The sequence below is a fragment of the Pseudoalteromonas sp. TB64 genome (assembly GCF_000498095.1).
GTDB lineage: Bacteria > Pseudomonadota > Gammaproteobacteria > Enterobacterales > Alteromonadaceae > Pseudoalteromonas.
The window spans coordinates 54,779-79,283 of record NZ_AUTQ01000260.1; the positions used below are offsets into that span (position 1 = coordinate 54,779).

At 37.3% G+C, this 24,505-nt stretch carries 20 protein-coding genes, 1 tRNA gene and 1 pseudogene; 5 read left to right on the top strand and 17 right to left on the bottom strand.

Annotation, left to right across the window (positions count from 1 at the left end):
• Positions 1–161: 161 nt before the first annotated feature.
• The 4 genes from L647_RS0121400 to L647_RS0121415 form a co-directional block, all read right to left on the bottom strand.
• A tRNA-Ser gene (locus tag L647_RS0121400) sits at positions 162–252 on the bottom strand.
• 152 nt (positions 253–404) lie between these two features.
• Complete coding sequence (locus tag L647_RS0121405; protein ID WP_024612825.1) at positions 405–782, bottom strand: hypothetical protein; 378 nt, start codon at positions 780–782, stop codon at positions 405–407.
• A 203-nt stretch (positions 783–985) separates the two neighbouring features.
• Complete coding sequence (locus L647_RS0121410) at positions 986–1,534, bottom strand: NAD(P)H nitroreductase (protein WP_024612826.1); 549 nt, start codon at positions 1,532–1,534, stop codon at positions 986–988.
• 198 nt (positions 1,535–1,732) lie between these two features.
• Positions 1,733–3,694, bottom strand: a complete 1,962-nt coding sequence (locus tag L647_RS0121415; RefSeq protein WP_024612827.1) for an NADPH-dependent 2,4-dienoyl-CoA reductase — start codon at positions 3,692–3,694, stop codon at positions 1,733–1,735.
• Between the two features lie 219 nt (positions 3,695–3,913).
• Here L647_RS0121415 and sppA point away from each other — a divergent pair, with 219 nt between their 5' ends.
• Together sppA and ansA are read left to right on the top strand one after the other, a co-directional pair.
• Positions 3,914–5,737 (top strand): signal peptide peptidase SppA, encoded by a 1,824-nt coding sequence (sppA, locus tag L647_RS0121420; protein ID WP_024612828.1) that lies wholly within the window; start codon positions 3,914–3,916, stop codon positions 5,735–5,737.
• A gap of 81 nt (positions 5,738–5,818) precedes the next feature.
• Complete coding sequence (ansA, locus tag L647_RS0121425) at positions 5,819–6,829, top strand: asparaginase (RefSeq protein ID WP_024612829.1); 1,011 nt, start codon at positions 5,819–5,821, stop codon at positions 6,827–6,829.
• A gap of 68 nt (positions 6,830–6,897) precedes the next feature.
• On the opposite strand, the gene gndA is transcribed toward ansA, so the two are convergent.
• The gene (gndA, locus tag L647_RS0121430; protein ID WP_024612830.1) at positions 6,898–8,271 is read right to left on the bottom strand and encodes an NADP-dependent phosphogluconate dehydrogenase; all 1,374 of its coding nucleotides are present in this window, start codon (positions 8,269–8,271) and stop codon (positions 6,898–6,900) included.
• A gap of 368 nt (positions 8,272–8,639) precedes the next feature.
• On the opposite strand from gndA, the gene pyk reads away from it, so the two are divergent.
• Positions 8,640–10,076: a pyruvate kinase gene (pyk, locus tag L647_RS0121435; protein WP_024612831.1), complete on the top strand. Its 1,437-nt coding sequence runs from the start codon at positions 8,640–8,642 to the stop codon at positions 10,074–10,076.
• Positions 10,077–10,195: 119 nt separating this feature from the next.
• Here pyk and L647_RS0121440 read toward each other — a convergent pair whose 3' ends face one another.
• From L647_RS0121440 to thrS, 10 genes are all read right to left on the bottom strand, one after another.
• Complete coding sequence (locus L647_RS0121440; protein WP_024612832.1) at positions 10,196–11,020, bottom strand: LytTR family DNA-binding domain-containing protein; 825 nt, start codon at positions 11,018–11,020, stop codon at positions 10,196–10,198.
• Entirely contained in the window at positions 11,017–12,090 is a 1,074-nt protein-coding gene (locus L647_RS0121445; RefSeq protein ID WP_024612833.1) for a histidine kinase, read from the bottom strand. The genes L647_RS0121440 and L647_RS0121445 overlap by 4 nt, the downstream gene beginning before the upstream one ends.
• A 263-nt stretch (positions 12,091–12,353) precedes the next feature.
• Positions 12,354–13,910, bottom strand: a complete 1,557-nt coding sequence (locus L647_RS0121450; RefSeq protein ID WP_024612834.1) for a SulP family inorganic anion transporter — start codon at positions 13,908–13,910, stop codon at positions 12,354–12,356.
• Positions 13,911–14,135: 225 nt separating this feature from the next.
• Positions 14,136–14,594, bottom strand: a complete 459-nt coding sequence (locus L647_RS0121455) for an Lrp/AsnC family transcriptional regulator (RefSeq protein ID WP_024612835.1) — start codon at positions 14,592–14,594, stop codon at positions 14,136–14,138.
• Between the two features lie 115 nt (positions 14,595–14,709).
• A complete protein-coding gene (locus tag L647_RS0121460; RefSeq protein WP_024612836.1) occupies positions 14,710–15,351 on the bottom strand; it encodes an MBL fold metallo-hydrolase in 642 nt (213 codons plus the stop codon).
• Positions 15,352–15,353: 2 nt separating this feature from the next.
• On the bottom strand, positions 15,354–17,171 hold the full coding sequence (locus tag L647_RS0121465; RefSeq protein WP_024612837.1) for a M14 family metallopeptidase: 1,818 nt from the start codon (positions 17,169–17,171) through the stop codon (positions 15,354–15,356).
• Between the two features lie 494 nt (positions 17,172–17,665).
• Positions 17,666–18,025 (bottom strand): 50S ribosomal protein L20, encoded by a 360-nt coding sequence (gene rplT, locus L647_RS0121470; RefSeq protein WP_002960711.1) that lies wholly within the window; start codon positions 18,023–18,025, stop codon positions 17,666–17,668.
• Positions 18,026–18,040: 15 nt separating this feature from the next.
• Positions 18,041–18,241 (bottom strand): 50S ribosomal protein L35, encoded by a 201-nt coding sequence (rpmI, locus tag L647_RS0121475; protein WP_002960713.1) that lies wholly within the window; start codon positions 18,239–18,241, stop codon positions 18,041–18,043.
• 212 nt (positions 18,242–18,453) lie between these two features.
• Positions 18,454–19,014 carry a translation initiation factor IF-3 gene (gene infC, locus L647_RS0121480; RefSeq protein ID WP_076917071.1) on the bottom strand — a complete coding sequence of 187 codons (561 nt, stop codon included), beginning with the start codon at positions 19,012–19,014 and terminating at the stop codon, positions 18,454–18,456.
• Positions 19,015–19,072: 58 nt separating this feature from the next.
• The gene (thrS, locus tag L647_RS0121485) at positions 19,073–20,983 is read right to left on the bottom strand and encodes a threonine--tRNA ligase (RefSeq protein WP_024612839.1); all 1,911 of its coding nucleotides are present in this window, start codon (positions 20,981–20,983) and stop codon (positions 19,073–19,075) included.
• A gap of 360 nt (positions 20,984–21,343) precedes the next feature.
• On the opposite strand from thrS, the gene L647_RS0121490 reads away from it, so the two are divergent.
• Both L647_RS0121490 and L647_RS0121495 read left to right on the top strand, forming a co-directional pair.
• On the top strand, positions 21,344–21,790 hold the full coding sequence (locus L647_RS0121490) for a DUF3010 family protein (RefSeq protein ID WP_024612840.1): 447 nt from the start codon (positions 21,344–21,346) through the stop codon (positions 21,788–21,790).
• A 185-nt stretch (positions 21,791–21,975) separates the two neighbouring features.
• Entirely contained in the window at positions 21,976–23,709 is a 1,734-nt protein-coding gene (locus L647_RS0121495; protein WP_024612841.1) for an AMP-binding protein, read from the top strand.
• A gap of 66 nt (positions 23,710–23,775) precedes the next feature.
• Here L647_RS0121495 and L647_RS0121500 read toward each other — a convergent pair whose 3' ends face one another.
• Positions 23,776–24,222 carry a DUF4826 family protein gene (locus L647_RS0121500; protein ID WP_024612842.1) on the bottom strand — a complete coding sequence of 149 codons (447 nt, stop codon included), beginning with the start codon at positions 24,220–24,222 and terminating at the stop codon, positions 23,776–23,778.
• A 112-nt stretch (positions 24,223–24,334) separates the two neighbouring features.
• Positions 24,335–24,505 (bottom strand): annotated as a pseudogene (locus tag L647_RS1000000126640) (peptidase M28); the annotation flags it as partial.

A 24,505-nucleotide genomic window follows, 5' to 3' on the forward strand; every position in this document is an offset into this window, starting at 1 on the left:
TTAATCTATTTGAGGAGTAGATTGTCTTATCTCAAAATAGATCACTTAATTAAGCGAATCAGTGTTACACATTATTATACTAAATATGCACAAATACAGAGTCATTGTTTTTTAAAGTACACATAGCAAAAAACCGCCTATTAAGGCGGTTTTTTTATGTATGGTGGAGAGATAGGGATTTGAACCCTAGATGGGCTATAAACCCATGCCGGTTTTCAAGACCGGTGCATTCGACCACTCTGCCATCTCTCCGTACGGCGCGGATAATATGGTTAAACGCGTTATTTGTAAAGACTTAATCTAAATAAATTATTAAAAAAGATTAAAATGCTCAAAAACATAACACTTTGTTCTAAATACAATCACTTGTTATAGGTTTTATTTGTATGATATGTATTTATGCCTCAATAATATTGTTTTGGTCTACGCGCTATCCACGAGCAAATCAAACACGCTAATAAACTAAGGGTTAAAAATGTGATGCTTTGAAAAATCAAATCAAATCGATTTAAATCATCACTCGGCACTACAACAAACATAAATGCAGGTAATACGCTTAGTAATAATACATAACAACATATTTTAAATGCACGACCAAAATCATATCGTTTAGATTGCTGCATCCACCATGTAAGTATAACTAGCATACTCATCGCTGACACAGCGATTAAATGTGCTGCGTTAGTGCTTATAGCTACATAAAGTGTAATAAAAGCGCCTATAATTCCCCAAATAGACCATGCAAGCCAACTTTCTTTTTCACGTAAAAATAAATTTCCCATTGTTTTCGTCTTCTTTATCGTTATTTTTATTGAGACTTTCCATACACTATCAAAAAACAACCGATTAAAAAACAAACTGAAGAATAATAATTAAATTTTGTGCTTCCTAGCGCTTCTTTCAGTCAAATCACTAACTTTAATAATTTAACATTACCAAGCTTAATGATAAATGACTACATTGGATAAAAAAAGTTCATTAATAACTATAAATGACTAAAATAATTTTCAGGTTTATGGCGTGGTGACTTTTTACAGTCTATGGTCGGCGTTCCTAAATAGAGATAACCTACAATTTCATCTTGTTCATTTAGATTAAGCGCATTTTTTACAGCAGCACTTTGTGCAAAATATCCTGTGCGCCAAATTCCCCCTAAACCTTGGGCAAAGGCAGCTTGCTGCATCGCTAACACACTACAACCCGCGCTTTGTATTTGCTCAATGCGTGGGACTTTTGGATGTTCTTGGTATTTTGCAACTGCAATAATTATCATAGGGGCACGCAGTGGTAATTCTTTAGCTCGATTTATTACTTTTTCTTCTTGTTGCTCAGCTACTGCGCTTTGATAATAAATGTCACCTAATTTATGACGCGCTTCATCTTGCACAATAATAAATTGCCATGGCGCTATACAGCCATGATCCGGCACTCGTAAAGCGGCTTGTTGAATAATCGCAAGTTGGTCTTTATTTGGAGCGGGCTCTGTTAATTTTGGATCTGATTGGCGAGTAAGTAAAAGCTCTATGGCGTTCATAATGATTTGCTCAAAATTCAAAACGCTAGAATAACATCTATACCTAAGTTAGCTCAATATGCGAGTTTCAATTGAAGTTTAAAAAATTAGTAGCAACAAGGAGAAGATAAATAAAAATGGGCAAACTATCTAAATGATAATTTACCCAAGATTACACTTAAACAAAAAGTATGTTTTTATATTAATATCTTAAACACATTAAATACTTCTTGCGATTTGTAATGCTTCAAAAATAGCACGTTTTGCATCAATAGCAGCAGCTAATTTTGCACCACCAATAACGTGTACTTTGGCATTATCTGCTTGGTTTTGTAATACTTCGTTATTAGATACCTGACCAATACATGCAATAACCGTATCTACCGGTAACACTTGAGTTTCACCAGCAACCGTTATTGTTAAACCATTTTCATCAAAACTATTATATTGGCAATCAGCAATTTGTTTTACGCCATGCTGCTTGGCAACTTGTCGGTGTATCCAGCCCGTTGTTTTACCCAGATCGCTACCAAAGCGCCCTGCACTTCGTTTTAGCATATAAAGTTGGCGGTCATCTTTATGTGGTTGAGGCGTGCATTCAATACCCCATTGACTTTTAAAGTCTGCAATACTTTGTGATTTATGTTCACTTAAAAACGCAACCATATCAAAACCTATACCGCCAGCACCTAAAATGGCAATTGATTTACCCAACTCCACTTCACCACGAATCACCTCGTCGTATGCAAAAACGCGTTTACCATCACTGCATTCAATAGTCGCTTCTCGAGGTCTAACACCAGTTGCAAATACAATATCGTCATAATTTACGAGCATACTGTCGTTGTAGGCTTTACCTAATTCAACATTTACATTTAAACGCTCTAGTTCATTAGTGTAATAAGTTAGTGTATGGCTAAAGTCTTCTTTACCCGGTATTTGCATTGCTAGGTTAAATTGACCACCCATTTGCGCCTTTTGATCTATTAATGTGACGTTATGACCTTTTTGAGCCAAATAACAACTTGCTGATAAACCGGCAGGACCTGCTCCTACAACAAGTACATCTTTAGCTTTAGTTGTTTTATCTAACGGATAGTCGAGCTCAAAAGCAGCTTGTGGATTAACTAAGCAGGTTGCACGCTTATTTTTAAATACGTGGTCTAAACAGCCTTGATTACAACCAATACAAATATTGATTTGTTTAGACTGTTTATTATTATATTTATTAAAAAATTCTGGGTCGGCTAATAATGGTCTTGCCATTGAAATTAGATCAGCATTGCCTGCAGTCAAAATATCGTTGGCAATTTCGGGTGTATTAATTCGGTTTACTGCAATAACAGGCACAGTTACTACGTCTTTTAAACGCTTTGATGCCTCTTTAAAAGCACCTGGCGGCACCATGCTAGCAATTGTTGGTATGCGCGCTTCGTGCCAGCCAATACCCGTGTTAAATATATCAACACCCGCTTTTTCAAGCTCAGTCGCCTGAATAGTTACTTCATCAGGTGTAGAGCCATTTGGTATTAAATCCATTACTGACAATCTAAAAATAATTAAAAACTTTTCAGATACTTTAGCTCTGACTGCTTTTACTATTTCTAGCGCTAGGCGCATTCTATTTTCTAAGCTGCCACCAAATTCGTCTTCACGTTTATTTGTGTGTGGTGCCATAAATTCGTTAATTAAATAACCTTCAGATCCCATCACTTCAACACCATCGTACCCTGCTTTTTCAGCCATATAAGCAGAATGAGCAAAATCTTTAATCGTTTTTTTAATAGACCCTAGTGACATTGCTTTAGGTTTATAAGGGTTAATTGGTGCTTTTATTGCACTTGGCGCTTGATTAAAAGGATGATACGCATAACGTCCAGCATGTAATAACTGCAAACAAATTTTACCACCGTGTTTATGTACAGCGTCTGTGTATGCACGGTGTTTTACTACATCGTAATAGCTATTAAATGACGACGAAATAGGAGTTAATTTCCCACGTAAATTAGGACTATAACCACCGGTGATAAGCATTGCAGCACCGCCTTTAGCGCGAGCCTCGTAAAAAGCGCGCAAGCGTTTTCGATTATGCCAGCCCTCTTCAAGACCTGTATGCATTGAGCCCATTACTAAGCGGTTACGTAATTGTGTGTGTTTTAATTGTAATTGTTGTTCTAACATCTTGTGCCCCGTTAACTGGTCTAACCTGTATACATTAGCTAATTTTGCTTCAATGGCAAGTAATAAGCAATATTTGACTTAATTAAAGTGCCAATTCCTTTAAAAACGGGCGTTTAAATTGATTTATAAATACTTCGTTACGATTTAGCAGTTAAATAAATTTTTATTCTAGGATAAGATGGAACGAATATATTAGCTGTACCAAATTAAGGAGCTATTTTGATAGCAAAAATATTTAACGGTATCTGGACTGGAATTAACTTTTCTCGTCGATTAGTACTTAACCTTCTGTTTTTATTATTAGTAATATTTTTTATAGCGGCACTTTTCAGTGGCGAAGACGAATTGATTGTTAAAGATGGCTCTGTACTAAGACTTAACCTCAATGGTCCTATTGTAGAAGAAAAAACTTACACTGATCCAGTTGAAGCAGCAATTAGTGATGCAACATCTGGTTCTGAAGCGCCAAGTGAAATTTTACTCGACGATGTAGTTGAAGTAATTGACGAAGCAGCTAAAGATGAGCGTATAAGTGTATTACTGCTTGATTTACAAGAAATGCCTAAAGCGCATTTAAACAAACTTAAGCAAATTACTGATGCCGTTGATCGATTTAAACAAGCGGGAAAAAAAGTAATTGCAACAGGTTATTACTACACACAAGCTCAGTATTATATTGCATCACATGCAGATGAAGTTGCAATGCATCCATACGGAAGCGTTGCAATTGAAGGCTACGGAATGTACCCGCTTTACTTTAAAGATGCGCTTGAAAAGCTAGAAGTGACACAACATATTTTCCGCGTTGGTACGTTTAAATCGGCAGTAGAACCTTTTATCCGTAACGATATGTCTGACGCTGCTAAAGAAGCAAACCGTGTTTGGTTAGGTGCTCTTTGGAGTGAGTACAAACACGATGTTGCAGCTGTACGCCCATTCGATGAATCAAATTTTGATGAAACAATGGATGTTTACCTAGAAAAAATGAAAGCTGCTAATGGAGATGCAGGTAAATATGCACTTGATCACCAGTGGGTTGATTCATTAAAAACTAGCCAACAAATACGTCAACAACTTATCGACTTAGTTGGTGCAGATGAAGATGGTAAAACGTTTAAGCAAGTTTCATTTCGCGAATACTTAAGCTTAGTTAAGCCTCCAATGGAATTCGATAATCCAATGAGCGAAAAAGTANAAGCTGGCGAGATTGGCGGCGACTCTACCGCAGCTCTACTTCGTAAAGCACGCCTTGATGATAAAGTTAAAGCGGTTGTACTTCGTATCGACTCTGGTGGCGGTAGTATGTTTGCCTCAGAAGTTATTCGTGCAGAAGTGCTAGCACTTAAAGCTGCTGGTAAGCCAGTTATTGCATCTATGAGCTCTGTGGCTGCATCGGGTGGCTATTGGATTGCTTCAGCAGCTAACGAAATTTGGGCTGCACCAAGTACAATTACAGGCTCTATTGGTGTGTTTGGTACGTTTATGACATTTGAAAAAACCCTATCAAAAATTGGTGTTTATTCTGATGGAGTCGCGACAACAGAAATGGCTGGCTTTTCTATTACTCGCCCACTTGATGAAAAAATGGGCCAAGTAATTCAAATGAGTGTTGAAGAAGCCTACGGTCGCTTTTTAAATGTAGTTGCGCAAGCACGTAATATGACACCAGAGCAAGTTGATAAAATTGCCCAGGGTCGTGTTTGGATTGCATCACAAGCACAAGAACTTGGCTTAGTCGATAAACTTGGTAATAAGCAAGACGCAATTGAAGCTGCAGCAAAACTTGCTAAAATTAAATATTACGATGTTAAAACAATCAAACAAGATTTAAGCCCGCAAGAAAAAATGATTCAAAGCTTTTTTGCTAATGCGTCTATTAAATCTATGCTTGGTCTACAAACACAAAAAACATCTGTGTTAGCAACACAAGCTAACCTACAAAGTGTTATTAACCAATTAAGTACTGAAGTAGAAAACCTTAAAGATTACAACGATCCACAAGGTGTATACGCACGTTGTTTAGTGTGTAACGTTGCACAATAAAAGTGCATACTTTGTTTTAAGCAGCTGTAATTAGAGTTACTTAACGCTATACTAAGCCCAGTTTTTTTACTGGGCTTTTTTATGAAACGCAAACGCATTTATATCGCTTATACAGGCGGTACCATAGGAATGAAAAAATCAAGTCGTGGTTACATTCCTGCTGAGGGCTTTTTAACTGAAACAGTCGTTAATAACGCTGAATTTAACCGTGATGAAATGCCCTTATTTGATATTCACGAGTATTGCCCATTAATCGATTCATCAGACATGACCCCTGCACATTGGCAACTTATTGCTAATGATATAAAAAGTAAATATCAAGATTACGATGGCTTTGTCGTATTACATGGCACAGACACAATGGCTTACACCGCGTCGGCATTGTCTTTCATGTTTGAAAACCTCACTAAACCCGTTATTGTTACAGGTTCACAAATTCCACTTTCGCAATTACGTTCAGATGGTCAAGTTAATTTGCTTAATGCGATGTATTTAGCAGCTAACTACCCTATTGCCGAAGTAAGTTTGTTTTTTAACAATCAGTTATTTAGAGGTAATCGAGCAACTAAAGCGCACGCAGATGGTTTTAATGCGTTTGCCTCCCCTAACTTAGAGCCTTTAGCGCTTTCGGGTATTAGCATTCAACTCATTAAAGGGCAGCTGAGTCCTTATGTTGAAAACGACCTACAAGTTACCAACATTACACCACAGCCTATTGGTGTGCTTTATTTATATCCAGGTATAAGCAGAGACGTAGTCAGAAGCCTAGTAAATGATAATATAAAAGCGTTAGTGTTACTTAGTTTTGGTGTGGGTAATGCACCACAAGATCCAGAGTTTTTATCAATACTAGAGGACGCTAGTAAACTCGGTATGGTTATTGTTAATTTAACTCAGTGTTTAAAAGGTCATGTAAATATGGGCGGATACGCCACCGGTAATGCACTTTTAAATATTGGTGTTATTAGTGGTTACGACATGACTTTAGAGGCTTGTTTAACCAAGTTACATTATTTATTAAGCCAAAAGCTAGAAGTGGAAACAATACGTCATTTAATGCAAGATAACTTGCGCGGTGAATTAAGCCGATAGTATTTATAAATTTAAAAACAAAAAGGCACGCTAATTAGCGTGCCTTTATACTTTAAAGCGGTTGGTTATTAACGAACCTTAGTGTCTATCTCTACTAAGTCGGTTAAATGACATGATTCACCACTGTGAATTTTAATGCCATGCTCACCAAAGTAATCACGCTGGGCTTGTACTAAATGCCCATTACTTGGTGTTGTTAACGTTGCTAAATAAGTCTGTGTGGCGCCTAGCACAGGAAAAGCTAAACCAGTCATAATTGCTTGTCCGGTAACTTTACGAAGTGCTTGCGACTCTTTTTCAAGAGTATCAATAAACTGAACACCCTCTGCAACACTGTCTAAGTAATCTGCACGAATAATACAACCTGCACGCCAAGTTTGTAATGTTTTAGATAAATCAACTTTCCATTGGTGTGTACGCGACGCACCTTTGATAAGCGCTAAACCTTGACGGTAAGCCAATAAACTTGCAAGTGTAAATGCATCTTTAAGTTCATCTAGGTCAATATCAACTTTGTTAGTTGATTTAGCCGCATAGGTCATCTCTTGTGCGGCAGTGGTATCACACACATTTGTTAGGTGACGCGCCTGAACGGCAGCAACCAGTGAAGGAACAGCAATGCCTAGTTCTAATGCATTTTGTGCAGTCCAAAGACCAGTACCTTTAGCGCCAACTTTGTTATCAATTAAATCAACAAGCGGAACATTGCTTTTATTTTCAAGTGATAATATATGGCTAGAAATAGAGAGTAAGTAGCTGTTTAACTGACCTTCTGACCAGTCATCAAAAATTGCAGCAACTTCTTTTGGTGTGCGACCAGTACCTAGGCGTAGTAATTGATATACCTCAGCAATAAGTTGCATTAACGAGTATTCAATGCCGTTGTGAACCATTTTTACAAAATGACCGCTAGCTGATTGACCAACACGTGCAAAACATGATTCGCCATTGTAACTTGCAGCTACTTTTTCAAACCAAGGTTCAATACGTCCCCAACCACCTTCAGAGCCACTTGCCATCATAGCGGGTCCAAAACGTGCGCCTTCTGCACCACCAGAAATTCCCATTGTGGCAAATTCAAATTTGTTCTGGTATTTAAGTTTACGCGTAATACCATCTTTATAATTACTATTACCGCAATCAACGATAATGTCATTACAATCAACACCCGCTTCGACTAAGTCATTACAAACACCATCGACTAGCTCGCCTGCAGGAACAAGTAATAAGATAGAGCGAGGTGCTTCTAAACGCCTAACCATGTCTCTTAAGTCAGAAACAATGTGCAGCCTATCGGCCATACCTTGAGATTTAGCACAACTTAATAACTCTTCACCCGCATGTGGGTTTTTGTCATAAGCGACTAGCGTTATCCCTTTTTCAATCAAGTTTAGGGCAAGATTTTTCCCCATAACGCCTAACCCTACTAATGCAACTTGCATTTAGTGCCCTCCTCGGTAACAACTATTTGGTTAGTAAATTAAATAATACCGCGTGCGATATACTCAATGCAGTCATACAAAGCTAACTATGAGCTAATACAACGTCGCTTTTTTAACGAAAATAAATAAGCTACGCGATTATATCAAACATCAGCCTGCTAGGGGTGACAAATAGCAAAGCTATTTAAATTTAAGACCATTGACGCATTCTGACACCGGTGTCATAATGATGACACATTAGTTTTGTATAAAATAGTGGCAATAAACAAAGATTGCCAATAAATAAAAATACCCTACTCTAATATACATATTTTAAAGTAACAAAATAACCGTAACCCGCTTACATCTTAAGCACACAGGAGAATTTGATGCTAAGACGCACAAAAATAGTCGCTACCCTTGGACCTGCTACCGATAGAGATAACAATTTAGAAAAAATCATTATAGCTGGTGCAAACGTTGTACGTTTAAATTTCTCACACGGTGTTGCACAGGATCATAAAGATCGTGCACAAGCTGTACGTGATATCGCAAAAAGATTAGGCAAGCATATTGCTATACTTGCTGACCTACAAGGTCCTAAAATTCGTGTTTCTACTTTTAAAGAAGGTAAAGTAACACTTGCAGTAGGCGCTAAGTTTACGCTTGATGCAAAAATGGAAAAAGGCGAAGGCGATATCAATTCAGTTGGTATTGACTACAAAGAACTTCCAAACGATGTTAGCGCTGATGATTTACTTCTTTTAAATGATGGTCTGATTCAGCTACGCGTTAACGAAGTTGTTAACCATTTAGTACATTGTACTGTAACTGTTGGCGGTGTTTTATCTAACAATAAAGGTATTAACCGTTTAGGTGGTGGCTTAACTGCTCCAGCATTTACTGAAAAAGACAAAGAAGACTTACTAACAGCCGCAGAAATTGACGTAGATTATATTGCCGTATCTTTTCCACGTAGTGGCGACGATATGCGCTATGTACGTTCACTTGCTGAAGCAGCGGGTTCAAAAGCACAGTTACTTGCTAAAATTGAACGCGCTGAAGCTGTTGAAACACAAGAAGCTGTTGATGACATCATATTAGCGTCTGACGCAGTAATGGTTGCACGTGGTGATTTAGGTGTTGAAATTGGTGATGCTGCACTTATGGGTAAGCAAAAGCTAATTATTCGCCGTGCTCGTTCATTAAACCGTACTGTAGTAACTGCAACGCAAATGATGGAATCGATGATCGATAACCCTATGCCTACACGTGCAGAAGTTATGGATGTTGCTAATGCCGTACTTGATGGTACAGATGCAGTTATGCTTTCGGCTGAAACAGCTGCGGGCGATTATCCTGAAGAAACCGTTGCTACTATGGCACGTGTTTGTTTAGGTGCTGAGTCTCAAAAAGAAACGCACGTTTCTAAACATCGTTTAGATAGCCGCTTTTCTAACAATGCTGAATCAATTGCACTTTCAGCTATGTATGCAGCTAATCACTTAGATTCTGTGAAAGCAATTATCACACTTACTGAATCGGGTAGCACGGCTAAATTAATGTCGCGTATTAGCTCTGGTTTACCAATCTACTCGCTTTCACGCCATGCGAGTACGTTAGGTCAAACAGCACTTTATCGTGGTGTTTATCCAGTGTTTTTTGATTCTACAAAAACTGAAAAAGACGGTATGGTAAAAGCAGCTCTTGATACTTTAGTTTCTCAAGGCTCTTTACAGTCTGGCGATACAGTAATTATTACTCACGGTGACTCAATGGAAACTGTGGGCGCAACTAACACAATGAAAATTGTAACTGTTGCATAATACCAATTTTATGAAATACATGATTATTCTATAGCAATTGGTATAATTAATAATTGAATAAAAAAATGCGAGCTTAGCTCGCATTTTTTGTGTCTGTAATAAATAATTTTAAACCAAAATTAACTAGCGAGCGCTGCTTTTACTTTATCACGGTAGCTACGACTCACCTTTAGCTCTTGCCCATTTTCAAGTACAAGTAAATATTCACCACTAACTTGTGTTACTAATTTACTTATTTGTTTAGTGTTTACAATCGCACTGCGATGTACACGTACAAACAAATGAGGGTCAAGCTCTTGTTCAAGCTCTTTCATTGTTTTACGTAATATATGAGTTTGTCCATCTTGGCAATGTAAACACATATAATCACCCGCAGCATCAACCCACTGAATAGTAGCAACAGGTACACGAATTATTTCCCCCTGCTCTTTTACTGCAAGCGACTCTGGGTACCTGCGGTCAGTTAATGTGTCGCCAGTTGCCAATTTTTTAAGGATCTCTTCGCAATTATTGCCCGTTATTCCAGCTACAAAACTCGCAAGTTTTTTCTTATGGGCGTTGTCTTGTTGCGTTTTTAAATAGGTATGCACTTTTTCTACCGCCTGTTTTAGTCTGTTATCATCAACGGGTTTTAAGATGTAATCTAAAGCATGAATTTCAAATGCTTTAACAGCAAATTGATCAAAGGCAGTAACAAATATAATAGCAGGTAATACTCTCGTACTTTCACTAAGCGCACGTGCAACCTCAAAGCCATTCATTCCAGGCATTTGAATGTCTAAAAATACTAAATCTATTTTTTCGTTTTTGCATATTTCAATTGCATCTGCACCTGAGCTACATAACTTAATTACTTCAATATCAGAATATTCAGCAAGTCTTACATCTAAACCTTTACGTGCTAATGGTTCATCATCAACAATTAATGTTTTTATTTTTATCATTTCTTCACAGCCTTCTCAAACGGTACTCGCAGATTAACTTTTAATCCACTTGGCGTATTATGTGATAATACAAACGAATAATTATTTTCGTAGAGCGTTTTTAATCTATCTTTAGTGTTTGCTACGCCCACACCTTGGGCATTTACTAGTTGTCCATCTATTATTTCTGTCCCTGGACCATTGTCGCCTACTTCAAGTAATAATTCGTTGGCAAATACTTGTGCTTTAATATCAATCACACCGCCTTGTGATAAATGCGCAATAGCATATTTAATGGCATTTTCTATAATGGGCTGTAATATTAAGCTAGGCACTAGCGCTTCTTTTGCTTCTTCGCTTACTTCTACATTTACTTTTAGTCGCTCATCAAAGCGTACACGCTCTATTTCTAAATACAGCATTAAAGCATGTAACTCTTGTTCAAGTGGTACTTTTTTAATTGGATCGGTGTTTAAGGTGTATCGTAAAAAGTCACTTAATTTTGATACCATTAAATTAGCATCTTTATTTTCTTTCACCAAAACTAATGTCGATATCGCATTCAGCGTATTAAACAGAAAATGTGGATTAAGCTGGTATCTAAGCATTTTTAGTTGTGCTTCGTGTGCCATTGTTGTTGCTTTTAACGCTTTTTGTCGCTCACTTTGCAGCAGTTGATAGTATTTAACCCCAAAGTACAAACCACTCCAACATAAAATAATATAAACAGAGTCTAAGCCTTGTTGTAAATAATAAAACCACTCTTCGGGTCTATAACCATGACGATAAATTTCCCACAAGTTAAATTTTTGAACTACAGCCCACAAAGTGCCCGTTATGTAAGAAGCACCAAATACCACTAGCATAAGGATCCACGGGGAAGAGTTCCAAATTGTTCTGTAAATATAACGAAGGGGTACTGTCATTAAACAGCCAGCGTAAGCATTTAATAAAATGACAAATACGTAAATATCTCGCATTTCAAATACTTTAGAGCCGATATAATTTACTAACGCATAACCAATCCAGCCTGCAATTTGCAAAAGCCAAAAAAAACGTTGTCTGTTATCGATTAAAGATTGCCAGTTCAAAATTAATGTCTACTCCGTATAGTTATTATATAAATTGTATAAAATAGGCGTTTATAGAGATTTACTCTTTTATTTTTTTTATTAGCCTAACTGGCATAAAGTTAATAATTTATAAAAATGTTGACTGTTATTATATCGATTTATAAGAATGCTTAGCACTACCAACTGTCTTGCTTTTTAAGAGCCTTACCGCAAAGCAGGTATAAAAAAAGCGAAAGGTGTGACCTTTCGCTTTTTTAAATTCTTATTTACCTAATTAAATACTACGCAAGTTTATCTGAAGCCACTTTATAAGTAGGATCTTCAATTACGTTTACTTCAACTAAATCGCGTGCTTTGTGTAATAACTGCGTGCAGTCTTTACTTAAATGACGTAAATGAAGTTGTTTACCAGCCTTCGTATACTTATCAGCTAAACTGTCTATCGCTTCAATTGCACTGTGATCAGAAACACGGCTGTGTTTGAATTCAATAATTACATTTTTAGGGTCATTCTTAACATCAAATAAATCAGTGAAGTTTTTAACTGAGCCAAAAAATAACGGACCGTGTAGTTCGTATACCTTAGCACCTTCAGTATCAATGTAATTAGTTGTGTATATTTGTTTAGCATGTTGCCATGCAAATACAAGCGCAGAAACAATAACACCCACACATACTGCAATTGCTAAATCGGTTATAACCGTCACACCCGATACAAGTACAATTACAAACGCATCAGATAAAGGCACACGCTTCATCATTTTAAAGCTTGCCCACTCAAATGTACCCAATACAACCATAAACATTACACCAACTAGGGCAGCAAGTGGGATCATTTCAATAAGGCTTGAAGCAAAAATGATAAAACCAAGAAGCATAAGTGCAGCACTAATACCTGATAAACGAGAACGTCCACCAGAGTTAATATTGATCATAGATTGACCAATCATTGCACAACCACCCATAGCACCAAACATACCACAAGTAATGTTTGCCGCACCTTGACCAATACATTCTTTATTACTGTGACCACGAGTTTCAGTAATTTCATCAATTAGACTAAGTGTAAGTAATGATTCAATTAAACCAATTGCGGCTAAAATAAGCGCATAAGGGAAAATAATTTGCAGGGTTTCTAAATTAAAAGGCACCATAGGGATATGAAATTGCGGTAAACCGCCTGCGATTGTTGCCGCTTCGTCGCCTGTCATACCTTTTAAGAAATCAAGCACAGTATGCGCTTGTAAATCTAAACCAATAACTAGAGCTGTCACAGTAACAATTGCTACTAGTGTTGATGGCACTGCTGTTGTTAGTTTTGGTAAAAATTGAATAATCGCCATCGTTAAAGCAACTAAACCAAGCATAATGAAAAGTGGGTTGCCCGTCATCCATTCTTGTCCGCCCATGCCATCAGGTACTTTAAACTGCCCTAACTGGGCTAAAAATATAACGATTGCTAGGCCATTAACAAAACCAAGCATTACCGGATGTGGAACCATACGAATAAACTTACCGAGCTTAAATACCCCAGCAAGTATCTGCAATATACCCATTAAGAGCACAGTAGCAAATAGATACTCTACACCATGATCAAGTACTAAACTTACCATAACAACAGCTAAGGCACCGGTAGCACCCGAAATCATACCAGGACGACCGCCAAATATAGCCGTAATTAAACCAACGATAAACGCGGCATATAGACCAACTAAAGGTTCTACATTTGCAACAAAGGCAAACGCAACAGCTTCTGGTACCAAGGCAAGTGCCACAGTTAATCCAGATAGAATATCGTTTTTAGCAGAGCTTGGCGCCCTACTGAGTAAGTTAAACATTGAGTTCCTCAAAGAGTAGTATTAGGTATCAAAAAAAGCGCTGAATTCTACCAAATTAGCGCTCAGTTAACAATTGTCAATGTATCGTTAGGCTAAACAAAACAATGTTTAGTCCTGTTTTGTATTCAAGGATGAATTATTGCAATCTGTTAGGTATGGAAGTGTACAGTGGCATATTGAATTACAAACTTAGTGTGTAACTCAATATGACACTTATTTAATATTTTATAGAGGAAGAGATGTACTGCGTTTTACACACGTCATAGTTACGTTAGAATGTACTTCCTGTACGTACTCTAAGCTCAATAGGTTATCACGAACAAAGTGCTCATAACCTTCAATACCTTGTGAAATAATACGCAGCATAAAGTCCATTGTGCCTGCCATAGTGTAACACTCTGTTACTTGGTCATAACTCAGGATTAATTTTTCAAACTCAGCTAGATTTTTCTTACCATGGTTAGATAAGCGTACATGGGCGTATACCAACATATCAAAACCAAGTTTCTTTTCATCTAAAAGAGCAACTTTGCTTTTTATGTATCCGTCTTGCTCAAGTTTGGCAATACGACGCCAGCAAGGAGATTGTGATAAGCCAACCTTGTCGGCAATTTCTGCTGTAGATAAACTAGCATCTTGTTGTAAAAGTGCCAAAATTTGGCGATCTACGTGATTTAGAGACATTTTATTTCTTATTTATCAAATAAATTGGCTAAATTATACAGCTATTTATAAAAACAGTCTGCTTATTTTTATAAATTATACGTATATATTATTTCTGAGTTGTACTTTTAAGTCATTAACCGTATTGACCACTTATAAATGGGTTACTTTGTTTTTCGTGAGCAACGTTAGTATTATCACCGTGCCCTGAAAGTATTTGGGTTGTATCTGGTAAAGTCAAAATATGTTTATTAATCGACTCAATTAGCTGCTCCGCATTTCCTTTAGGAAAATCAGTACGCCCCACCGAACCTTTAAATATAACATCACCAACAATAACTAATTGCTCTACCGATTGATAAAAAACGATATGTCCAGGTGTATGGCCTGGGCAATGTTTTATATCAAAACTTAAATTCCCCACACTAACTTTATCGTCATGGTTTAGCCACTCATCAGGATAAAAAGGCGCTATAGGTGCAAAGCCAAACATTTGAGCCTGCATTGGCAAGTTTTCAAACCAAAAATGTTCATCTTTTTGTGGACCTATAATTTTAACATTAAACATATTACGTAATATGTCAGCACCGCCAACATGATCTAAATGCCCATGAGTCAACCAAATTGCATTTAACGTTAAATTATTCTCTTTTAAAGCCGTAATTATTTTATCGCAATCACCGCCTGGGTCTATCACCACTGCTTGTTTAGTATCTGGACAGGCAATAATTCGGCAATTTTGTGCAAAGGGCGTTACTGGTATTGTTACAATCAACATTATTATATTTCTTTATCTTTTTGATCAGCTATAACAACCTTTTCTTCAAACGACATTAAAATTGGATACTTTAAATATGCTTGATCGTAAAAGGGGCTATGTTCATATAACCAATTTAATCTCGCGGCTGCATCTTTCGCAAATTCTTTGTCATTATTAATTTTTTTATCAAATACGAGTGCAAGTTTAGGATTGTCTTTTAACATTTGGCGAGCATAAGGAATTAACGCATAGTTTTCCATATATTCAGTACGCTGAAAAATAGTGTTAAATTCTCCCCAAGCAAAAAATGAATCCGGTGCTTCTGGATGCAGTAAATGAGCAGCTAACTCACCAGATTTTTGCTGTGTATTTACTTGATACCACCCATCTAAATCAACATTAATAGCGGGTATATATTCAAAACTGGCTGATACTCTAAAGCGACCTTCAAACGGGGCTTTGTCGAATGTATAATCGCTCACTTTAGCCATTTTTAAAGGTTGAGTATTTGCTCCTTCAAGTTTATTAACAGACACACCATGAAGCTTCAATTTTTCAATTATATCGCTATATACAGGTGGAATAAAAAAAGCTTTTGGAACTTCAACGGTATCCAACACTTCTTTTTGCCAGTAAATAGGTAAATTACTATAATCTAGCTTTTTGCCTAAATAATTAACTTCATTTTGCCCTGATAATTCACTCATACTTGATGCGTAAGCAATACCTTTAAATTCTATTGTATCTGCTTGCTTTGCGTAGCCACGTTTAACAATTAGTTGCTTTGGCACAAATTCTTGTTCTTTTTTAACTGCATTAGATAACTCGTGACTGTATGTAGATAGCGCATTAATTGCGCCATCTAAAAATACGTAAGTACCTAAAACTCGTTGTTTGTAAGGTTTTAAAGAGTGGTTTTCAACTAAAATAGTCGGCAATGATTTTAGATCGCCCCACCCGTTAGAAAATCGAGGTGTAGCAACCCAGCCTGCTAGTCCCTTTTTAAAATCACGTTTATCCATAGTAAATACCAATGGACCAGGAATATGCCCTTGAGACGTCAACTCTTCATCTATCATTGGTTTAAAAAACTGATTTAACGTATCTGAAACAGCCGGTGACTCACTTGCAAATACAGGGTTATATCCATACGTTACATCGTACTGATAATCAGCACCGTCGGTCACATGCACATCAATGTATAAGTTTGGGTTATATGCGTTAATCACTTTTAATACACTTCTAACCTCTGGCGTATCTAATTTAGTAAAATCACGATTCAAATTAAGATTATTAGCGTTTGTTCTAAAGCCCATTTTTATAGGACCACGCTGATTTATGCGATTAAAAACACTGCTACGTTCATGTCCATCAACATTTAAAATAGGAATAAATAGAATATTTACCTTCTTTAAAATATCTCTGCGTTTGCCCGTTGCTATGTCTCTCAACAACATAAACATCGCATCTTTACCGTCTATCTCACCAGAATGTATTCCCGCCTGAATAAAGATGGTTGGTTTAGTGCTATTTGCCATTTGCCCAGCTTCAAAAAAGCCCTGCTCGCTCGCAATAAGCATTTTAATTGCACGTTTACTATTACTATAGCCAATTGTTTGCGATTTAAATTGTGTAGGGTTCGCAGCAACAAGTCTATCTACAAACGCCATTGTATCTGCATAGTTAGGTGAAATTTCACCTGATGAAAGCTCAAAATCGGTCGTAAGAGGACCTTCTTGTTGCATTAACTCATTACTTTGACCTTGCCATTGTATCAAGGGTGGTAAATGACTGTCGTATGCAACACTTGCAGATAAAACCAATAAACTTGCGAACATAAAATTCTCTAACAAATGCCTTAATTGTAAAAATTATATCAACAATTTTTTTTAAAATGATAAAACTGCGGTGATTCAACAAAAAAATGCAGCCAATTACATATCAATAAGTTATGTGTTTAATTTTATATTTAAATTTGAAAATGTAGTGAGCTTATTAAATTTAATGAGGCATATTGTGGAGCTTAATTTTTAATACAATTAATAAAACTTTAGTTAAATAGCAATGCAGGATTTAAAAATTGAGACATTAGTTAATTATTAAATAATACCAATTAGGCTAAATATTGGCGCTATTTAACGACAAAAAATTGCGTTTTAACTACGTTGAATTCTATCTCGTCGCTATAAATAAAATCTTTATCAACATTCGATAATTGATTAGTAAGTTAACTTGTTAAAATAGTTATGTAGACTGGTACAAACCAGCTCACCAAATTTTAGGCACAAAAAAAGGAGCCATAGGCTCCTTTTTGATACTTATATGAAAAAGCTTAAGCCGCTAGGCCTTCTTTTGCTTTTTCTACAAGCGCTGCGAATGCAACTTGGTCGTAAACAGCGATATCTGCAAGGATCTTACGATCGATTTCTACAGATGTCTTTTTAAGACCATTGATAAAACGGCTGTAAGACAGACCATTTTGACGTGAAGCAGCATTGATACGTGCAATCCATAATTGACGGAAAGTACGTTTCTTCGCACGACGGTCACGGTAAGCGTATTGACCCGCTTTAGTAACAGCCTGGAAAGCTACACGATAAACACGTGAACGTGCTCCGTAATAACCTTTTGCTTGTTTTAAAACTTTTTTGTGACGTGCACGTGCGACAACGCCGCGTTTAACTCTTGCCATTTCTAAAAACCCCTATTAAGCGAACGGTAACATACGTGAAACTAGACCATGGTCATTTTTATGAACCATCATCTTAGGACGTAGGTGTAACTTACGCTTAGAAGTTTTCTTAGTCAGAATATGACGAAGATGCGCTTGTTTACGCTTGAAACCGCCAGAAGCAGTCTTTTTGAAACGCTTAGCAGCGCCACTGTGACTTTTTAGCTTGTAAGCCATTGCAATAACTCCAATTGTATTGCTTTTAAATTAGTAAGCAGGCGTGAGATATATTTCTATAGCTCCACTTTTAGGCCTAACTTACTGCCATGTTCCGGTGAAGACCCAACATAAATGCCGCAATCTTACTTTAAAACCGGTTAACTCAGGTGAATATTTACATATTAACTTGCAGACCTGAGTTAATTTCGGTGCGTATTATCGCTTAAAAATTATTTTTTAGCAACAGGCGCCATCATCATAACCATTTGGCGACCTTCAACGCGATTTGGGAAAGACTCAACTACTGCAAGTTCTTCTAAATCGCCTTTGATACGGTTTAATAATTCTATACCAATTTCTTGGTGAGCCATTTCACGACCACGGAAGCGGATGGTTATTTTAGCTTTATCGCCACCTTCTAAGAACTTACGTAAGTTGCGAAGCTTAACCTGATAATCACCTTCATCCGTACCAGGACGGAATTTGATTTCTTTTATCTGGATCTGCTTTTGCTTCTTCTTCTGCTCTTTCAGTTCTTTACTTTTTTCAAAGATGAACTTACCGTAGTCCATGATTCTACAAACAGGCGGCTCAGCATTAGGGCTGATCTCAACAAGATCAACACCCGCTGTGTCAGCCATAGCTTGCGCGTCTTTTAATGACTGAATTCCAGCTTGTTCGCCTTCAAGGTCAATTAAACGAACTTCTTGAGCTGTAATTTCTTCGTTAATACGATTTTTTTGGGCTGTTTGTTGCCCTTTCTTGCCGCCTCTAATAGTACGTTCCTCCAAGAATATCAATAATATAAGCGTGTAATTGGCTGTTTGTTATGCCTTACACGCTCTGTTTTTACTGTCGACTTTTAATTTCTTCGCTAATTTTAGCTACAAAATCATCAACATTAAATTTGCCAAGGTCTTCACCTGTGCGAGTACGCACTGCTACTTCTTGTTGTTCAACTTCTTTATCACCAACAACAAGCAAGTATGGAATACGCTTAAGTGTATGCTCTCGGATTTTAAAGCCAATCTTCTCATTTCTCAAGTCAGCAGCGGCTCTAATACCCAATTTATTTAATTTTTGTACAACTTCTTTAACATAAGGCGCTTGTTTATCGGTAATATTCATAATTACCACTTGCTTTGGTGCAAGCCACGTTGGAAATAAACCAGCATACTCTTCAGTTAAAATACCAATAAAGCGTTCAATAGAACCTAAAATAGCACGATGTATCATAACTGGTGTGCGTCGTTCGTTATTTTCAGCTACGTAAGTAGCACCTAAACGACCCGGTAATGCAAAATCTAGTTGCACTGTACCACACTGCCACGCTCTGTCTAAACAATCGTATAAAGTAAATTCAATTTTAGGACCGTAAAAAGCACCTTCACCTGGTAGGTAATCAAATTCTATGTCATTTAGCTTAAGCGCTTCGGCTAAAGCAAGTTCTGCTTTATCCCACATATGGTCTTCACCAATGCGTTGTTCTGGGCGAGTAGATAGCTTAACAACAATCTTCTCAAAACCGAACGTCTCGTATGTATCATAAACCATCTTAATACACGCTGAAACTTCGTCCATTATCTGCTCTTCAGTACAGAAAATATGAGCATCATCTTGGGTAAAGCCACGAACACGCATTAAGCCATGTAGTGCGCCTGATGGCTCATTACGATGACAACAACCAAATTCGGCCATACGAAGTGGTAAATCACGGTACGATTTTAAACCTTGATTAAAGATTTGTACGTGCCCTGGGCAGTTCATTGGTTTAATTGCGTATTCACGCTTTTCTGACTCAGTAGTAAACATTGCCTCTGAGTATTTTTCCCAATGCCCTGATTTTTCCCAAAGTGAGCGATCCATCATCATTGGACCTTTTACTTCTTCGTAATCATATTCACGTAATTTTTCACGAACGAATTCTTCAAGCTCTCGGTAAATGCTCCAACCATCGTTGTGCCAAAATACCATGCCTGGCGCTTCTTCTTGCCAGTGCCATAAATCAAGTGCTTTACCAATACGACGGTGATCGCGTTTTTCAGCTTCTTCTAAACGCTTTAAGTACGCTTTAAGTTGCTTTTTATCGCCCCACGCTGTGCCGTAAATACGTTGTAGCATTTTATTGTCTGAATCACCACGCCAATATGCACCAGCCACTTTCATTATTTTGAAGTTTTGGCAAAATTTCATATTTGGTACGTGAGGACCACGACACATGTCTACATATTCTTCGTGATGATATAAACCTGGACGATCATCTTTAGCAATGTTTTCATCCAATATTTCTATTTTGTACGTTTCGCCACGCGCTTCAAATGTATCGCGTGCTTCTTGCCAGCTTACGGTTTTTTTAACTACATCGTAGTTTGTTTTAGCAAGTTGCAACATACGCTTTTCAATTGCTTCAAGATCATCTTGAGATAACGACTGTTCCATATCGATATCGTAATAAAAACCGTTATCTATAGTAGGACCAATCGCCATTTTAGCGTCAGAGAAAAGTTGCTTAACTGCATGACCAATTAAGTGAGCACAAGAGTGACGAATAATTTCAAGACCGTCATCATCTTTAGCGGTGATGATTTCAAGTCGAGAGTCTTCACTAATTAGATCGCATGCATCAACACGGTTACCATTAACACGACCCGCAATCGTCGCCTTAGCGAGACCTGGACCAATATCATTTGCAACATCAAGAGTACTTACTGGGTTTTCAAAACTACGTTGACTTCCGTCTGGAAGAGTAATAACTGGCATTATAAATCCTTGCTACAGTGGTGACACCTACAATGTATCACGTGTATTTTTAATAAATTAAATGAGAATGACTCGACAACGCTTTTACGAATAAGCATTGACTATTTTTCGCCACTTATGGCTAATGTAGATGTTGAGTCTGCTCAACTACAAAAAAGATATTGTCGCGTGCCACGCCATTAATTACAAGTTATAAGCGCTGAAAATACAGCCTGTTTTACGATATAAATCAACTTTTATGATAAAAATAACAAATTAATTAAAAAATAGTAAAATTAGAATGGTCAATCATGCTGATACTCGCATTTTAATGTGTGTTGCGTATAATACCGCGTAATTAAGTTATATTAGAGAATAGCAATGAGAACATGTGGTGTAGAAATTACCGGTAGTGATGTACTACTTTGTATTTTAAGTAAAGATAACGACGTATTTGATATTCGCGATGTGCGCCAAACACGCTTTACATTAGGTAACGGTAACGACACTGAAATAATGCGTAAATTTCAATTTGATTTTGCAAAGTTAATGCAAGATTACCAAATTGATTCTGTTGCGATTCGTGAGCGTCAGCCTAAAGGTAAGTTTGCTGGCAGCGCAAAGGGATTCAAAATGGAAACCGCAATTCAATTAATCGAAAATTTGGATGTACGTTTATTTACTACAACTGAAATTAAAGAACAGGTAAAACGTAATCCTATTCCTATCGACTTTGATGACACTGGTCTTAAAAAGTATCAAGAAAATGCATTTGTAAACGCCTACGTTTATATAATGAAAAAAACATACCGCAGCGACGAAATGTAAACATACTGCTCGGTTAAAAACGCGTACTTACTTTGTAAGGCGCGTTTTTTTTGTGTCTAAAAAGTAGTATTAGCTTTTATTAAACCACTAAGACATTAGTCTAACCACTCTTCTCTTTGTCGACAATTTGTGTTTATTTTAACCTGTATTTTATGTAACAAACACACACCGATACGGAGAATCACATGCTTACACACACAACAGCGGTAAAAGAAGTAGAACAAATAAATGACTTACCGCTATCACACAGCTATTTTAAAGGTATACAAAGCACGCCACTAACCAATTATACTATTGGTGAGTATTTCGACCTTATTGTCGACAAATACTCAGAGTCGCTTGCCGTAGTTGTACACCATCAGGATATTCGCCTGACTTATAAAGAATTTCAAAAAGAAGTTAATAAACTTGCTATGGGGCTAATAGCACTGGGCGTAAAACCTGGGGAGCGTGTTGGTATTTGGTCTCCTAACAATATTGAATGGTGTTTAACTCAATTTGCAACAGCCAAAATTGGTGCAATTATGGTGTGTATTAATCCAGCATACCGACCTAACGAATTACAGTACGCGTTAAATAGCGTTGAATGCTCAACCTTAATCACCGCATCGAGCTTTAAAAGTAGTAATTACATCGAAATGCTACAAAGCTTAGCACCAGAGTTAGCTAATAGTGAAAAAGGAAAACTAAACGCAAAAGCACTACCTACACTCAAAAATGTAATTCGCATAGGTGATAAAGAAAGCCCCGGTATGTATTCGTTTACTGAAATTACTGCCATGGCAAACACCGAATACTGCAATCAATTAAAAAGTATTGGTGCAAGTTTAAGCGCTGATCAAGATATAAATATCCAATTTACCTCTGGCACTACCGGCAATCCAAAAGGGGCAACACTCACCCATAAAAACATTTTAAACAATGCGCTTTTTGTTGCTGAATCAATGCATTTTACTGATAAAGATAAGTTATGTATTCCTATACCGCTTTATCATTGTTTTGCCATGGTACTAGGCAGTTTGTTATGTGTTAGTAAGGGAGCTGCAGCTGTTTACCCTGGCGACGCTTTTGACGCTAAAACAACTTTAGAAGTAGTACAACAAGAAGGTTGTACTGCACTTCATGGCGTACCTACTATGTTTATAAGCGAACTTGAACTTAGTAACTTTAACGATTACGACTTAAGTACGCTGCGCACAGGTGTAATGGCAGGCTCCACATGCCCAGAGCAAGTAATGCGCAAAGTACAAACCCAAATGAACATGAACCAAGTTGTTATTGCATACGGACAAACTGAGTGCAGTCCAATTAATAATATAACCGAAACCGATTCTTCAATAGAGCGCCAAGTAACCACGGTTGGTCGGGCTCTTGCACATACTGAGGTTAAAATAATTGACGAGTTAGGTAATATTCAAAAAATAGGTCTTCCTGGCGAAGTATGTAGTAGAGGTGCTGGTATTATGCGCTGCTATTGGAACGATGATGAAAAAACCAAAGCCACGATAGATAAAGAAGGTTGGTTGCATTCTGGTGATTTAGGTGTGATGGACAATGATGGCTTTGTAAGCATTGTTGGTCGAATTAAAGACATGATTATTAGGGGCGGTGAAAATGTATACCCTAGAGAAATAGAAGAGGTTTTATACACTTACCCTGGTATTCAAGACGCTGCAATATTTGGTATCAGTGATGAAAAATTTGGTGAAGAGATATGCGCGTGGATCCAGCCAAAAGAAGACGCCATATTGGATGAGCAAGCAATACGTGCATTTTTAAAAGATAAACTCGCCTACTTTAAAATGCCTCGTTATATTCGCTTTGTAGAAAGCTATCCAATGACTGTAACCGGTAAAGTACAAAAATTTAAAATGCGAGAACAAATGCAAGAAGCGCTTTCTGAAAAAGCATTTTCTTAAGTTATTAGCATTTAATAATTGTACGAAAATTAAAAAAGGGCAATAACTTAGTTATTGCCCTAGTAATTATTTTGGCTCGTGGGCCCAAAGCGGTTCATTTTCATGCATTTCATATAAACCATGTGCACGATTTATTAGTAAGTTAGCAAAATCTACCTGCGTTTTATCGCGCGATCCTGTATTCATTATTTGATCGGCTTTTAATTGCCACTGCAAAGAAAAATAACGCATTGCATCTCGTGCGTCTTTCGCGGCGCTTGCCTCAACATGATCTGTTGGTAACCGACCCGTAATAACCCAATAGTTTTTACCGTTTTGAGCTTTAAATTTCCACATAGCACAAAGAGGCGCTAAAAAACGACTGTCCTTTTCAATCACTGTTTTAGGCATAATGCCTTTTTCAGCTAAATGTTTTTGAGCATTTTGAAAACATTCACGCTGCCATAATACTTTTTGTTGTTCGGCTGCGGCTTGCTCTTCTGGTGTTAACGGCTTTTGTTTTTGTTGTTCCATTTTAATAACCTTTTACTACTTTTTCACCACTTTAAGGGCTTAACAAATAAGGCGCAAGTATAAAAACGGTACTTAGCGCCTCAAAATGTTCTGTTTGCTCTATTTTTGAACGTTATTTTATATTATGGTCAAAAGAGCCCACATCACCTGGAAATACTACCGGCGATTCAATACCCTCTTTGTTTATTGAAGCAACGCCAAAATAGTAATTATCAATCACTACATTTTTAAGCGTCGCGGTTGTAACTTTGCCAACAGCTTTACTATATTGCCATTGCGGCTC

Excerpts from the sequence above, each read along its gene's own strand:
- L647_RS0121405 (WP_024612825.1), bottom strand. The coding sequence starts at position 782 with ATGGGAAATTTATTTTTACGTGAAAAAGAAAGTTGGCTTGCATGGTCT.
- L647_RS0121410 (WP_024612826.1), bottom strand. The coding sequence starts at position 1,534 with ATGAACGCCATAGAGCTTTTACTTACTCGCCAATCAGATCCAAAATTA.
- L647_RS0121415 (WP_024612827.1), bottom strand. The coding sequence starts at position 3,694 with ATGTTAGAACAACAATTACAATTAAAACACACACAATTACGTAACCGC.
- ansA (WP_024612829.1), top strand. The coding sequence starts at position 5,819 with ATGAAACGCAAACGCATTTATATCGCTTATACAGGCGGTACCATAGGA.
- gndA (WP_024612830.1), bottom strand. The coding sequence starts at position 8,271 with ATGCAAGTTGCATTAGTAGGGTTAGGCGTTATGGGGAAAAATCTTGCC.
- pyk (WP_024612831.1), top strand. The coding sequence starts at position 8,640 with ATGCTAAGACGCACAAAAATAGTCGCTACCCTTGGACCTGCTACCGAT.
- L647_RS0121440 (WP_024612832.1), bottom strand. The coding sequence starts at position 11,020 with ATGATAAAAATAAAAACATTAATTGTTGATGATGAACCATTAGCACGT.
- L647_RS0121450 (WP_024612834.1), bottom strand. The coding sequence starts at position 13,910 with ATGTTTAACTTACTCAGTAGGGCGCCAAGCTCTGCTAAAAACGATATT.
- L647_RS0121455 (WP_024612835.1), bottom strand. The coding sequence starts at position 14,594 with ATGTCTCTAAATCACGTAGATCGCCAAATTTTGGCACTTTTACAACAA.
- L647_RS0121460 (WP_024612836.1), bottom strand. The coding sequence starts at position 15,351 with ATGTTGATTGTAACAATACCAGTAACGCCCTTTGCACAAAATTGCCGA.
- L647_RS0121465 (WP_024612837.1), bottom strand. The coding sequence starts at position 17,171 with ATGTTCGCAAGTTTATTGGTTTTATCTGCAAGTGTTGCATACGACAGT.
- rplT (WP_002960711.1), bottom strand. The coding sequence starts at position 18,025 with ATGGCAAGAGTTAAACGCGGCGTTGTCGCACGTGCACGTCACAAAAAA.
- rpmI (WP_002960713.1), bottom strand. The coding sequence starts at position 18,241 with ATGGCTTACAAGCTAAAAAGTCACAGTGGCGCTGCTAAGCGTTTCAAA.
- thrS (WP_024612839.1), bottom strand. The coding sequence starts at position 20,983 with ATGCCAGTTATTACTCTTCCAGACGGAAGTCAACGTAGTTTTGAAAAC.
- L647_RS0121490 (WP_024612840.1), top strand. The coding sequence starts at position 21,344 with ATGAGAACATGTGGTGTAGAAATTACCGGTAGTGATGTACTACTTTGT.
- L647_RS0121495 (WP_024612841.1), top strand. The coding sequence starts at position 21,976 with ATGCTTACACACACAACAGCGGTAAAAGAAGTAGAACAAATAAATGAC.
- L647_RS0121500 (WP_024612842.1), bottom strand. The coding sequence starts at position 24,222 with ATGGAACAACAAAAACAAAAGCCGTTAACACCAGAAGAGCAAGCCGCA.